At 52.2% G+C, this 13,163-nt stretch carries 15 protein-coding genes; 11 read left to right on the forward strand and 4 right to left on the reverse strand.

Annotation, left to right across the window (positions count from 1 at the left end):
• The first annotated feature begins 179 nt into the window (after window positions 1–179).
• Together ynaL and dbpA are read left to right on the forward strand one after the other, a co-directional pair.
• Window positions 180–362 carry a proline-rich small protein YnaL gene (gene ynaL / locus L6R44_RS01940; protein WP_237423049.1) on the forward strand — a complete coding sequence of 61 codons (183 nt, stop codon included), beginning with the start codon at window positions 180–182 and terminating at the stop codon, window positions 360–362.
• Between the two features lie 27 nt (window positions 363–389).
• Complete coding sequence (dbpA, locus tag L6R44_RS01945; protein WP_237423050.1) at window positions 390–1,763, forward strand: ATP-dependent RNA helicase DbpA; 1,374 nt, start codon at window positions 390–392, stop codon at window positions 1,761–1,763.
• A 42-nt stretch (window positions 1,764–1,805) separates the two neighbouring features.
• Here the strand turns inward: dbpA and ttcA are convergent, their stop codons facing one another.
• On the reverse strand, window positions 1,806–2,741 hold the full coding sequence (gene ttcA / locus L6R44_RS01950; RefSeq protein ID WP_237423051.1) for a tRNA 2-thiocytidine(32) synthetase TtcA: 936 nt from the start codon (window positions 2,739–2,741) through the stop codon (window positions 1,806–1,808).
• Window positions 2,742–2,985: 244 nt separating this feature from the next.
• On the opposite strand from ttcA, the gene L6R44_RS01955 reads away from it, so the two are divergent.
• A complete protein-coding gene (locus L6R44_RS01955; RefSeq protein WP_237423052.1) occupies window positions 2,986–3,291 on the forward strand; it encodes a cupin domain-containing protein in 306 nt (101 codons plus the stop codon).
• Window positions 3,292–3,307: 16 nt separating this feature from the next.
• On the opposite strand, the gene L6R44_RS24965 is transcribed toward L6R44_RS01955, so the two are convergent.
• Entirely contained in the window at window positions 3,308–3,454 is a 147-nt protein-coding gene (locus L6R44_RS24965; RefSeq protein ID WP_442876495.1) for a YnaM/YnfT family protein, read from the reverse strand.
• Here L6R44_RS24965 and L6R44_RS01960 point away from each other — a divergent pair.
• The 8 genes from L6R44_RS01960 to L6R44_RS01990 all read left to right on the forward strand — a co-directional run bounded on the left by L6R44_RS01960 (window position 3,404) and on the right by L6R44_RS01990 (window position 7,686).
• Window positions 3,404–4,129 carry a cyclic diguanylate phosphodiesterase gene (locus L6R44_RS01960; protein ID WP_337249838.1) on the forward strand — a complete coding sequence of 242 codons (726 nt, stop codon included), beginning with the start codon at window positions 3,404–3,406 and terminating at the stop codon, window positions 4,127–4,129. The genes L6R44_RS24965 and L6R44_RS01960 overlap by 51 nt on opposite strands.
• A gap of 93 nt (window positions 4,130–4,222) precedes the next feature.
• Window positions 4,223–4,567 (forward strand): DUF1294 domain-containing protein, encoded by a 345-nt coding sequence (locus tag L6R44_RS01965; RefSeq protein ID WP_032642609.1) that lies wholly within the window; start codon window positions 4,223–4,225, stop codon window positions 4,565–4,567.
• A 72-nt stretch (window positions 4,568–4,639) separates the two neighbouring features.
• A complete protein-coding gene (locus L6R44_RS01970; protein WP_237423053.1) occupies window positions 4,640–5,080 on the forward strand; it encodes a VOC family protein in 441 nt (146 codons plus the stop codon).
• 153 nt (window positions 5,081–5,233) lie between these two features.
• Window positions 5,234–5,683 (forward strand): hypothetical protein, encoded by a 450-nt coding sequence (locus tag L6R44_RS01975; RefSeq protein WP_237423054.1) that lies wholly within the window; start codon window positions 5,234–5,236, stop codon window positions 5,681–5,683.
• Window positions 5,684–5,941: 258 nt separating this feature from the next.
• Window positions 5,942–6,112, forward strand: coding sequence for a hypothetical protein (locus tag L6R44_RS24915; protein ID WP_337249835.1), 171 nt, complete (start codon window positions 5,942–5,944; stop codon window positions 6,110–6,112).
• Window positions 6,109–6,972, forward strand: coding sequence for a methyltransferase (locus L6R44_RS01980; protein WP_337249836.1), 864 nt, complete (start codon window positions 6,109–6,111; stop codon window positions 6,970–6,972). Before L6R44_RS24915 ends, L6R44_RS01980 begins: the two co-directional genes overlap by 4 nt.
• A 90-nt stretch (window positions 6,973–7,062) precedes the next feature.
• Entirely contained in the window at window positions 7,063–7,260 is a 198-nt protein-coding gene (locus L6R44_RS01985; RefSeq protein ID WP_237423055.1) for a hypothetical protein, read from the forward strand.
• A gap of 3 nt (window positions 7,261–7,263) precedes the next feature.
• Entirely contained in the window at window positions 7,264–7,686 is a 423-nt protein-coding gene (locus L6R44_RS01990) for a GFA family protein (RefSeq protein WP_237423056.1), read from the forward strand.
• 303 nt (window positions 7,687–7,989) lie between these two features.
• Here the strand turns inward: L6R44_RS01990 and ompC are convergent, their stop codons facing one another.
• Window positions 7,990–9,099, reverse strand: coding sequence for a porin OmpC (ompC, locus tag L6R44_RS01995; protein ID WP_237423057.1), 1,110 nt, complete (start codon window positions 9,097–9,099; stop codon window positions 7,990–7,992).
• Between the two features lie 389 nt (window positions 9,100–9,488).
• Entirely contained in the window at window positions 9,489–13,013 is a 3,525-nt protein-coding gene (gene nifJ, locus L6R44_RS02000) for a pyruvate:ferredoxin (flavodoxin) oxidoreductase (protein ID WP_237423058.1), read from the reverse strand.
• Window positions 13,014–13,163 lie beyond the last annotated feature (150 nt).

Genomic DNA, 13,163 nt, shown 5'->3' on the forward strand with positions numbered 1-13,163 from the left:
CAGGTGAATGCAACGTCAAGCGATGGGCGTTGCGCTCCATATTGTCTTACTTCCTTTTTTTGAATTACTGCATAGCACAATTGATTCGTACGACGCCGACTTTAACAGTCGGCTTTTTTTTGCCTCCTGATTCTCAGCGTCTACCCTAAAAGGGACGACAGCAAATTCTGGAGGGAGTCATGAGCAACCTGAACGCTCTGCTACAGCAACAATCGCGTCAATCCGATCCGATCCCCACCGACCCGGTGCCAATGCCTGACCCCATCCCGCGTCCGCAGCCGATGCCCGACCCGCCGCCCGATGAAGAACCGATTAAATTGTCGCATCGAACCGTGAGATCTGCGAGGATACGCGCCATCTGACTGCAAAGATCACCACGAGAGACTATTGTGACCGCTTTTTCTACCCTGAATGTTCTGCCCGCCGCCCAACTCGATAACCTCAACGAGTTGGGATACCTCACGATGACGCCTGTTCAGGCGGCCGCCTTGCCCGCCATTCTCGAGGGTCGTGACGTGCGCGTTCAGGCGAAAACGGGCAGCGGGAAGACTGCGGCATTCGGCCTTGGCCTGCTGCAGCACATCGATGCGGCGCTTTTTCAGACCCAGTCTCTGGTGCTGTGCCCGACCCGCGAGCTGGCAGACCAGGTGGCGGGTGAACTGCGTCGTCTGGCGCGTTTCCTGCCCAACACCAAGATTTTGACCCTCTGTGGCGGACAGCCGTTCGGCGCGCAGCGTGATTCACTCCAGCATGCGCCGCACATCATCGTCGCCACGCCGGGTCGCCTGCTGGATCACCTGCAAAAAGGCACCGTCTCGCTGGATGCGCTACAAACGCTGGTGATGGATGAGGCCGATCGGATGCTGGATATGGGCTTCAGCGACGCGATTGACGAGGCGATCCGCTTCGCACCGGCCGATCGCCAGACGCTGCTGTTTTCTGCCACCTGGCCGGAGGCTATCGCCGCCATCAGCGGGCGCGTGCAAAAAAATCCGCTCACCATTGAAATCGACAGCGTTGATGCGCTGCCCGCCATCGAACAGCAGTTCTTCGAAACCTCACAGAAGGGGAAAATCCCGCTTCTGCAGAAACTGCTGAGCCAGCATCAGCCTGCCTCCTGCGTGGTGTTCTGTAATACGAAAAAAGACTGCCAGGCGGTCTGTGATGCCCTGAATGCCGCCGGGCAGAGCGCATTGTCGCTGCATGGGGATCTGGAACAGCGCGATCGCGACCAGACCCTGGTTCGTTTCGCGAACGGCAGCGCCCGCGTTCTGGTCGCCACCGACGTCGCTGCGCGCGGCCTGGATATCAAGTCCCTCGAGCTGGTGGTGAACTATGAGCTGGCGTGGGATCCGGAGGTGCATGTGCACCGTATTGGGCGTACCGCGCGTGCAGGCAACAGCGGCCTGGCTATCAGCTTCTGTGCACCGGAAGAGGCGCAGCGCGCTAATATTCTCTCCGAAATGCTGCAGATTAAGCTGAACTGGCAGAGTGCGCCGGGCAGCGTGAAGCTCGTGCCGCTTGAGGCCGAAATGGCGACGCTGTGTATTGATGGCGGCAAAAAAGCCAAGATGCGTCCGGGCGATGTGTTAGGGGCATTAACCGGAGACGTCGGTCTGGAGGGGGCGGATATCGGTAAGATTGCGGTCCATCCGGCGCATGTTTATGTGGCCGTTCGTCAGGCGGTTGCCCACAAGGCATGGAAGCAGCTGCAAAACGGGAAAATTAAGGGTAAAACCTGTCGCGTACGTCTGCTGAAGTAAGGCCTAAAGCGTCTCAGACGTTGTGTCTGAGACGCTAATTGCTTATTTCACTTCCAGCACGTTCAGACGCAGCTCGTCCAGCTGATTGTCATCCTCCTCAGGCTGCCAGCCTGCTGGCTGCGTCGGGATCTCTTCCCGGTCGAACGCCAGATCGCCGCCGTTCACCACTTCTGATTCGTGGTTGATGCCTTTAAAGTCGAACAGCTCCACGTCCGCGAGATGGGAAGGGACGACGTTCTGCATCGCGCTGAACATGGTTTCAATGCGGCCCGGATAACGCTTGTCCCAGTCGCGCAGCATGTCGCCAATCACCTGACGCTGCAGGTTCGGCTGAGAGCCGCACAGGTTGCATGGAATGATCGGGAACCCTTTCGCCTGCGAAAAACGCTCAATGTCTTTTTCACGGCAGTAGGCAAGCGGGCGGATCACGATGTGTTTACCGTCATCGCTCATCAGCTTGGGCGGCATGCCTTTCATCTTGCCGCCGTAGAACATATTCAGGAACAGCGTTTGCAGGATATCGTCGCGGTGATGGCCCAGCGCAATTTTGGTTGCGCCCAGCTCCGTCGCGGTACGATACAGAATGCCGCGGCGCAGACGAGAGCAGAGTGAACAGGTGGTTTTCCCTTCCGGGATTTTCTCTTTCACAATGCCGTAGGTATTTTCTTCGACGATTTTGTACTCAACGCCCAGCTTCTCGAGGTACTCCGGCAGGATGTGCTCCGGAAAGCCCGGCTGTTTCTGGTCAAGGTTGACCGCCACCAGGGAAAATTTCACCGGCGCGCTTTGCTGAAGATTGCGCAGGATCTCCAGCATGGTGTAGCTGTCTTTACCCCCTGACAGGCAAACCATGATGCGGTCGCCTTCTTCAATCATGTTGAAGTCTGCAATGGCTTCGCCCACGTTACGGCGCAGTCGCTTTTGCAGTTTGTTCAGGTTGTATTGCTCTTTTTTGTTAATCTCTTGATTCTCTTGCATTGAGTACTACCTTCGGAGCCAGCAGGGGCAAAAATTGTATGCCGCGTATGGTACGGATTCCGGCGGCGAATGCCAGCACGTTTTGCAGCGGGGTTATATCTGACGTTGCAACTCGCTCTCAGCCTGCGCTGTGGTTTCAAGACCTATAGCATCTTACTCGTACTGGTTTTCCATATTTGTTATATGACGGCAGGGAGCTTATATGCCATAAGAGCGTGAAAAGAACATCAAAAGGAATGACGTTATGTCGCTTTATGACCTCAAAACCGAAGCACTTGCATTACCAGAGACATGGCGCTCTCGTGTATTAGGCCGCATTGGAACAACGAATCTCAAGGTTTTACGAATGGATGAGCGCTCAGTGATTGAAGAGGTACATGAGTATGACGAGGGGTTACTGGTCATTGATGGACGTCTGGAGCTGAGCGTGAAGGGTAAAAAAATCTCTGTAACGGCTGGACAGCTTTATGTAGCCAAAGCTGGCACTCCCCATACTGTAGAAACAGGCAGTTTTGGCACGCTGGTTATCATAGATTTACCAGAAGCGTAAGTGGCTTGCGATGAAGTTACAGATTGTCAGGGTTGTTCGAGGTGCTTATCCAAACTTTGATTAGACTCAAGGTTATCAACCCCATAACAGCGGCAACAGTGGTTACTATAATATAAGATGTCATAAAATAATCTTTCCTGGTAAGTGTCTTCATTCGACTCATTTCATTTGCATTAGTTCCTGCAAAGTGCGAGGTGTGGAAGTTCTGGCCAGATGGAAGCATCCGCAGTCAGGGTTAATTATTCCTCTGACTCAGAGCCTAATGAAACAGGTTGCAAAACAAATGAACGCTATTTCTACATTGCTGCCAGAAGGGTTTCATGTAGGAATTAACTTCAGCGCTTCTCACATCGTAGCGTCCACCTTTGTGGAAGAGTGTCTCCACTACAAACACAGTTTTATTCAACTGGATCTCAACCTTGTCATTGAGGTAACCGAGCGCGAACCGCTCCACATCGATGAACATCTCGTCAGGGCGCTGAATGAACTGCATAACAACGGATTTGCCATTGCGCTGGATGATTTTGGCACGGGATATTCCGGTCTTTCCTATCTGCAAGAACTGCATATTGATTACATTAAAATCGACCAACGTTTTGTGGCCAGGGTTAACGCCAATGAGGACTCAACCCTGATCCTTGATTCGGTACTGGAATTAGCAAAAAAACTCTCAATTAGCATTGTGGCGGAAGGTGTTGAAACGCAAGAGCAACTTGATTATCTCATCCGTAATAACATCCGGTTTTTACAGGGATTCTTCTTCTACAGACCTCTTGCTTTCAAGGAACTGGTCAAAGTCCTTTTGTCGAAGCCTAAAGTTAAAGTGAAGGTGGAATGAGGTTTATCCAGCTATAAGTGTTTCTCCCGAAACATGACGAAGATAACGTATAATGCGTCTTCCAAACCGCTCAACAATCCAGTGACGCATTCAATGACTCTCAATCGCTTTTGTTACTCACTCCTGATATTCGCTGCAATCGGCAGCCTTTTATCATCAAATCCTGTTGTCGTGTGGTTTCTGCTGATCAATGTGCTGACAGTGGTGATATATGGTGCCGATAAAATGGCGGCGCGGAAGGGGATGAGAAGAGTTCCGGAAGCGACGTTGCTGGTATTTGGCGTGACCGGAGGCTGGCCTGGCGCCATTGTGGGCCAACAGCTCTTTCGCCATAAAACACAAAAGCAGCCTTTCAAAACCTACTTTTTCTTGAGCATTGTCGTCAGCATCGCCGTGATGGCGGCGGTTTACCATTTCTCTCCTGTTTCTTCGTTATGAGCGTATTGACATCAAGTTAACTTGAGCTTTTAAGATGTCAGCACCACGTTGATAAAGGAGTAACATCTTAAAATGAAAGACATTGATGTAGGTTTCACTCATGTCGCGTTTATGGTCAGGGACCTGGAAAAGAGTATTGCCTTCTATCGTCGCTATGCCGGTATGGAGGTCATTCATTTGCGTGAACCCGACATCCCTGATGCAAGAAAAGTAGCATGGCTTAGCGACCATACCCGTCCTTTTGCACTGGTTCTGGTACAGGCCGATACCGTGACCGACACGCCGCTGGGTCGCTTCGGGCATCTGGGTATTGCCTGCGCGACCCGAGAAGAAATTGACAGAAAAACCGCGATGGCCACCGCTGAAGGTGTGCTAAGGAAGGCGCCTGAGAATGTAGGCGATCCCGTCGGCTACTATGTCTTTTTTGCCGATCCCGATGGAAATACGTTAGAGCTGTCATTCGGACAGCGCGTCGGCCTGGAAGCGATCCGAATGGCCGGTCAGAATAAATAAAGCGAATATACGTTAGCAACAGGAGACAGACCCCATCGCGCATGCGTTAATTAACCCTCCATCACTGCCAATAGTAGTAGGACTATTCTTAAGTTGTTGCTGTTTTTTGCACAATCTGAATAATACGAGCAACACCACGGACGATGACATCCCATGAAAATAGTATCTATTATGTTGGCAGTGTTGGCGTTTTTTTCTGCACCTGTCTGGTCCGCTTTTCAGGAGCGGGAATATAATACCTGGTATATGAAAAATGCGGTGCTTTACGATATGACGCAGACCTCGGCAGGTTCTCCCGTCATGGTGAGCGTATTCCAGCCTGGGAGGAAATCCGCTAATTTGCTCGTGTCTTATATTACGGAAGGCCGCTGTGGTGAGAATAATCTACCGCTAAATGTCAATGGTAAAGTGCTGCCCGCCAAATATAATTGTGTCCAGATAGGGCAAAACAGAATTGAGCATTTTTCAGTGGTGGATGCGGAAAGCGTCAATGGCATGGTGATGCATCTGAAATCTGATTTCACTATTCTCCTGCAAAACGATATCAAAATTTGGTCGGCAAATATCAACACGCCAAAATATGGACTCGCGCCGAGATTCTAACTATGCAATGCCTGTCTCACGACAGGCATTTTTTGTTTAATAGAAATCATTTATAAAATAATAATATCATGCTGTTACTAATCAGGATGACGAGTAAGTGGCCCTGTTTTTTTACGTATTTAAATGGAGTGTATGCTAAACGGTACGAAACCACATAAATAATCCTTTTTGATATTGTGGATAAAGCTCATTACCAGACTTACGCTTGCTAGCGGCGTTTCAGTTGTTCAGCGCATCTTTATTGGTAAGGAGCAGAAAATGTCACAACGCAATAGTCTGGATTTACTGAGCCGTAAAGAAGGAATGTGTTTGTTAGAGCAAAGCATGGGTTTTGTCTGGCAGGCTGCACTCCGGGCGGTCGCGGTATTAGGCGTCGCAGATCGTCTGGTTGAAGGAAAAAAACCGTCAAGAAACTGGCGAAGGAGTTGAATGTCGACGTTAACTATCTTCATCGAATCATGCGCTTATTGTCCTCTCGTGGAGTTTTCAACGAATTATCTCAAGCTGAATACAGTCTTAGCCCTTCCGCACAATTCCTGTGTTCTGAGCATGAATTTTCCTTGCGTGCGGCGGTGCTCATGCTGACAGACCAAACATTCTGGCAGCCAGCGGCTAAAATGGATGAGATACTGCAAGGCAAACCTGTGTTTAATGAATTATTTGGCAAGCCTTTTTACGACTACTGGCAGCATGACGATAGGGGAGCTGACAGCAACATTTTTCATGCCGGTATGGCCTCTATGTCATCCGTAGAGAATGAAGTCATTGCAGATAGCTATTCGTTCCCTCAAAACGCTGTCGTTGCCGATATCGCCGGTGGGCTGGGTAATTTATTGCTGGCCGTTTTACGGCGAAATCCGACCTTAACAGGGATCCTTTTCGATCAAAAAGACGTGCTTGAGCGGAATCGACTACACCTGTTAAATGATAATCGTCGATGGGAGACCGTTGAGGGCAGCTTTTTTGAAGCCTGTCCTGTAGCAGACATTTACCTGCTTAAGTATATTTTGATGGACTGGCCTGATGAGAAGTCCATTCAGATACTTCAATGCTGCAGAAATGTAATGAAAGAAAATTCCCGGCTATTAATTTTTGAGCCGCTTATTAAAAAAGAAAACAATGAACAGGGTCGATTTGAAATTGACCTTCTTCTGTTAACAAGCTTTGATGGAGGACGGGCACGAACAGAGTCTGAGTATCAGGCCTTGTTTGAACAGACCAACCTGAAGTTGAACAAAATAATAGACACCCGTTCGTATCTGTCGATTCTGGAAGTCGTACCTGCCTGAACTGTTTAAATAATATTCACAGAGCGTGTGTCCGGCATTCCGTTTTACCGTATTCCTGCTACGCTTGTTTGTTGTACCAGGAGCATGAATATGAAAAACAAAGATGAACAAACAGGATTAGTGGGGCTGGCGATTGGGGCCGCCGTTATTGGGCTGGTTTCAGCGCAGAAACCCATTGACCGCAACAGTATTGTTGATGAGCTGGTCAGGCTCGGCAGGCAAAAGGGCGACGGTGTAGAAGACGAGGTTTTCGTGAAAGCCGCCGAGCTGGTAAGAAAAGGGGTATAGGCCATGGCTGAGGTTCGTAAAGCGAAATGCCATTGCGGCGCGGTGACGTTTACCGTTGAGCTTACGGATGACCTGAACACCGCGCGACGCTGCAGCTGTTCCTTTTGTCGCATGCGGGGCGCGGTCGTCGTTTCTGCGCCGTTATCAGGAATTACCGTCACCAAAGGTCAGGATAAACTCACCGAGTACCGCTTCAATAAGGGAACGGCACGGCATTTCTTCTGCTCGGTGTGTGGGATTTATACGTTCCATCAGCGGCGTTCTAACCCAGACGAATACGGCGTGAATGTCGCCTGTCTTGAAAACGTTTCACCTTTTGATTTTCATGAGGTGAAGGTGATGGACGGCGTAAATCATCCCTCAGATGGGGAAAGTGGGGTATTTGGCTATCTCTCATTTCGCGAGAAAGGGGAAGAGCAGGGATGATTGCCGTCTGGCCGCTTTTTAATCAGTATAGTTAACTGCCATCCAGATGGTTTAAGAGCGCGCCGAGATGCCCGACAATATCACCAAAATCAAAAATTAACGCCATCCACAGAATAGCTAAAAGGGTAAGTACTGCAAGGGATACACGACTAAACAACGCTGTTATCCTTAGTGACGAAAGGGCTATCACCGAAGTTTAACCAGCTTTCTTTCAACTTACCCTCAACCAACCGCTTTCTGAAGCTGTCTTTTGTGACGAGTTTCAAAAAAAACGAGCCCGCATCATGATGCGGGCTCTGACAATCAGAACTGGTAAACCAGGCCCAGTGCCACGACATCATCCGTACCGATGCCGTTGTTTTTGTAGAAGCTGTCATCTTCATCCAGCAGGTTGATTTTGTAATCAACGTAGGTGGACATGTTTTTGTTGAAGTAGTAGGTCGCGCCAACGTCAGCGTATTTAACCAGATCCTGGTCGCCCTGACCGTTGCCGAGGTCCTTACCTTTAGACTGCAGGTAGGAGAGGGTCGGACGCAGGCCGAAGTCGAACTGGTACTGTGCGGTCACTTCGAAGTTTTGGGTTTTGTTTGCCACGGCGTCGGTGTTATCACCGTACGGCGTCATATTGCGTGTTTCAGAATACATTGCCGCCAGATAGATGTTATTGGCGTCATATTTCAGACCCGCCGTCCATGCATCCGCTTTGTCACCGCCCGCAGTGGTGTTCATCACCTGCTCGTTGGTACGGTCAGAAGTGGTATAGGCTGCACCCGCAGTAATCCCAATGCCGAAGTCATAGGTTGTGGAGATACCGAAGCCATCACCGTTCTCGTGACGCGTATCGCGACCGTTGTTGGTGCCTTCCTGATTGTTGCTGGCGTCTTCATTCTTGCCCTGGTACTGCAGCGCAAAGTTCAGACCCTGCACCAGGCCATAGAAGTCGGTGTTACGGTAGGTGGCTACGCCGTTTGCGCGGCCGGTCATGAAGTTGTCGGCTTTGGTGTAGGAGTCACCGCCGAACTCAGGCAGCATATCGGTCCAGCCTTCCACGTCGTACAGTACGCCGTAGTTACGACCGTAATCGAAAGAGCCGTAATCGCCCACTTTCACACCGGCGAAGGCCAGACGCGTCCAGGACTGGTTATCCGATCCTTCGGTATTATTGGCCTGAATGTTGTATTCCCACTGCGCATAGCCGGTCATCATGTCGTTGATCTGGGTTTCGCCTTTGAAGCCCAGACGCATGTAGGTTTGATCCCCGTCAGCGCCTTTGTCGTCGGAGAAATAGTGCAGACCATCTACTTTCCCGTACAGATCCAATTTGTTGCCGTCTTTATTATAAATCTCTGCTGCATGCGTTGCGCCAGCCATTAACAGAGCCGGAATCATCAGGGCCAGTACTTTTCTTTGCATTGTGATATTCCTTTGCAGTTGTTTTTATTTAATTACCTGTTGAACTTTCAGAATGAGAAAGTTGTCCCATGCTAAATCACTCCCGTGTAAGAGTAATAAAATAGAATTGTTACGAACTAAGTAAAATCTAAACCGAATAAATCAGTGGAAATGATCATTGGTTTTATGAATGATTTAAAGTGAAGTATATTAAATTGAAATTATTAATCAGCCGTTAATTAAGGTGGTCTTGACGGCGTTATATGCCTTTAAGATGATTCATCCATAATTAACGTGAATGCTATTAAGGAAACTAAATAGATTTTCATTGATTATTTGGATTTGCCCGGTGTGAATACGCCGGGCTTTTTTTATGGCAAAAAAATGCCCGGACAAGCCGGGCAGAGGCACTAGTCGCTGGTCGGTTTTTCGGCTTTACCCGCCATTTGCGCCAGGAAGTCATAGCGCTTTTGCAGGTCCGCAGCGGCATCTTTCCACAGCTGTTCAGCCACTTCCGGCTGCTGCGCGTTAAGACGACGGAACCGTTGTTCCTGCATTAACGTCTCGGACAGGGCATCTGACGGTGGACGAGAGTCCAGCGCCAGCGGTAACTTACCTTCGTCCGCACGGCGCGGGTCGAACCGGTACAGCGGCCAGAAGCCGGTCGCGGTCAGCTGTCGCATCTGATCGTGGCTGAGCGCCAGGTCGTAGCCATGCTCCTCGCAAGGGCTGTAGGCAATAATCAGCGACGGACCCGGGTACGCTTCCGCTTCCTGAATCGCTTTTACCGTCTGGTTAAGCTGGGCACCCAGCGAGATTTGCGCGACGTAAACGTGGCCGTACATCATCATGCTCACGCCGAGATCTTTGCGCGCCTTGCGTTTACCGTGTTCACCGAATTTTGTTACGGCGCCTAGCGGTGTGGCTTTCGAAGCCTGACCGCCGGTATTGGAATAACACTGCGTATCCAGAACCAGAATGTTGACGTTTTCGGTCAGGCTCAACACGTGATCCAGCCCGCCAAAGCCGATATCGTAAGCCCAGCCGTCGCCGCCAATTAGCCAGATCGATTTTTCGACCAGGGCGTCAGCGTCGGTCAGCAGCTGTTCGGCTCCCGCTACGCCCTGAAGCGCACGGCGCAGCTCAGCAACCTGCTCACGACGCACTTCCGGCGTCGCGTCCGCGTGAAGCGCGTCATTGAGCTCGGCGGGGATTTGTCCGGCGAACTGCTCCAGCAGGCGCATCACGCGCGCGCGGTGCTGGTCAACGGTCAGGCGGAAGCCCAGACCAAACTCGGCGTTGTCCTCAAACAGCGAGTTTGCCCAGGCCGGTCCGCGACCATGCTCATCAGTGGTGTACGGCGTGGAAGGCAAATTGCCGCCATAGATAGACGAACAGCCGGTTGCGTTGGCAATCAACATCCGGTCACCGTACAGCTGGGTAAGCAGCTTGATATACGGCGTTTCACCGCAGCCGGAGCAGGCGCCTGAGTACTCAAACAGCGGTGTGATCAGCTGTGATGTGCGGATATCAATACGTTCCAGCTTGCTGCGGTCGATTTCCGGCAGATTCAGGAAGAAGTCGTAATTGACCTTTTCCTCTTCGACGTGCTCCAGGCGCGACATCATATTGATGGCTTTAATTTCCGGATTCTGCCTGTCCTTCGCCGGGCAAACCTCAACGCACAGGTTACAGCCGGTGCAATCTTCCGGCGCGACCTGGAGAACGTATTTCTGTCCGCGCATATCGCGGGATTTCACGTCCAGGGAGTGCAGGCTGGCCGGCGCGGTTTCCATCTCTTCCGGTGATACCACTTTGGCGCGAATGGCCGAGTGCGGGCAGGCCGCGACGCAGTGGTTACACTGGGTGCACAGCTCCTCTTTCCAGATGGGAATTTCTTCGGCGATGTTGCGTTTTTCCCAACGGGTGGTGCCCATCGGCCACGTTCCATCCGGCGGCAGCGCCGAGACGGGCAGGGCGTCACCCAGACCGGCCAGCATCGCCGCCGTAACGGTTTTCACGAAGTCAGGCGCCGCGTCGGACACCACCGGAGGGCGATTCGGGCTGGCGGCATTGACCGGCTGCAGCGGCACCTCAAACAGGGATTCGCGGGCCAGCGCCAGCGCCTGCCAGTTCCTCTCGACCAGCTCCTGGCCCTTGCTGCTGTAGCTTTTGGCAATTGCGCCCTGCAGTTCCGCGAGCGCGCTATCGCCCGGCAGGATATTCGTCAGATGGAAGAAGGCCATCTGCATCACGGTATTAATACGCGCAGCAAGGCCGCATTCGCGGGCAATTTTGGCGGCGTTGACTACATAAAACCGGGCTTTTTTCTGGTTCAGCACCGCCTGCACTTCCTGCGGCAGGCGCGACCAGACCTCATCCGCGCCGTACGGCGTGTTCAGAAGGAAAATACCGCCGGGCTTCAGGCGCTCGGCCATCTGGTATTTATCGATGAACTGCAGCTGGTGACAGCCAACAAAATCAGCCTGAGAAATAAGATACGCCGAGCGGATGGGCTGTTCGCTCACGCGCAGGTGCGAAACGGTCAGGCCGCCAGCTTTCTTGGAGTCATAAACGAAGTACCCCTGGGCGTACCACGGCGTGGAGTTACCGATGATTTTGATGTTGTTTTTGGTCGCGGAGACGCTGCCGTCGCTGCCCAGGCCATAGAACAGCGCCTCAAGCCTGGCGGTTGAGGGCAGGGTGTTTTCCGGCAACGGCAGGGACAGGTTGGTCACATCGTCATAAATGCCGACGGTAAAGCGCGGCTTCGGCTTCGCTTCGCTGAGCTCGTTAAATACCGCCAGCACGCAGTCCGGGCCAAACTCTTTGGAGGACAAACCGTAGCGCCCCCCGACGGTGCGCGGCAGCGTTTCGCGTTCGCCATTGTTAAAGGCTTCGGCCAGGGCGGTCATCACGTCCAGATAAAGCGGTTCCGCCTGCGCGCCGGGCTCTTTGGTACGATCGAGCACCGCCACCGCGCGCGCGCTTTCAGGCAGAACGGAAAGCAGATGTTTAGCCGAGAACGGACGATAGAGGCGCACCTTAAGCACGCCCACCTTTTCGCCGCGCGTCAGCAGCTCGTCAACCACTTCTTCGCAGGTCCCAATGGCTGACCCCATCAGCACAATCACACGCTCCGCCTGCGGATGTCCGTAGTATTCAAACGGTTTGTATTCACGACCGGTTGCGGCGGCAAAGTCATTCATCGCCTGTTCAAGCCGATCGTAAACGGCGTTGTACCACGGGTTCGTGGCCTCGCGGGACTGGAAATAGGTATCCGGATTGGCCGACGTTCCGCGAATCACCGGATGTTCTGGGTTCAGGGCCCGGGCGCGATGCGCGTCGATTTCCGCCTGCGGGAGCAGGTTCAGGATAGTCTCGTCGGCCAGCGGGACGATTTTGTTGATCTCATGAGAGGTGCGGAAACCATCAAAGAAGTGAATAAACGGCACGCGGCTTTTGAGCGTGGCGATATGCGAAATTAAGGCAAAGTCCTGGGCTTCCTGAACGCTGCTGGCGCACAGCATCGCGCAGCCGGTCTGGCGCACGGCCATCACGTCAGAGTGATCGCCAAAGATGGAGAGCGCGTGGGTAGCAACGGTGCGCGCCGCGACGTGCAGAACGAAGGGGGTCAGTTGCCCGGCGAGCTTGTACAGCGTCGGGATCATTAACAACAATCCCTGTGAGGAGGTGAACGACGTGGAAAGCGCACCGGTCTGTAGCGCGCCGTGGACCGTGGCGATCGCGCCGGCCTCGGACTGCATTTCAACCACTCTCGGGACATCGCCCCAGACGTTTTTTAACCCGTTACCCGCCCAGGCATCCGCCTGCTCAGCCATGGTCGAACTTGGCGTAATCGGGTAGATGGCGATAACTTCACTGGTGCGGAAGGCGACTGAGGCAACTGCACCATTACCGTCAATAGTTTGCATAGGACAACACCCTTACATTGCGCAAAAAATAGGGGTCTGTATTACGGCGACAAACCCTGAATATTATCTGTGTATTCTAGCAAACGGGGGATTTTACGATTTTCGCTTTTGTGTCCTGGGTATTCCCACCATCAATGTGTAGATCAAATT

Source organism: Enterobacter cloacae complex sp. ECC445 (genome assembly GCF_021892025.1).
In the GTDB taxonomy this organism is placed as follows: Bacteria; Pseudomonadota; Gammaproteobacteria; order Enterobacterales; family Enterobacteriaceae; genus Enterobacter; species Enterobacter chengduensis.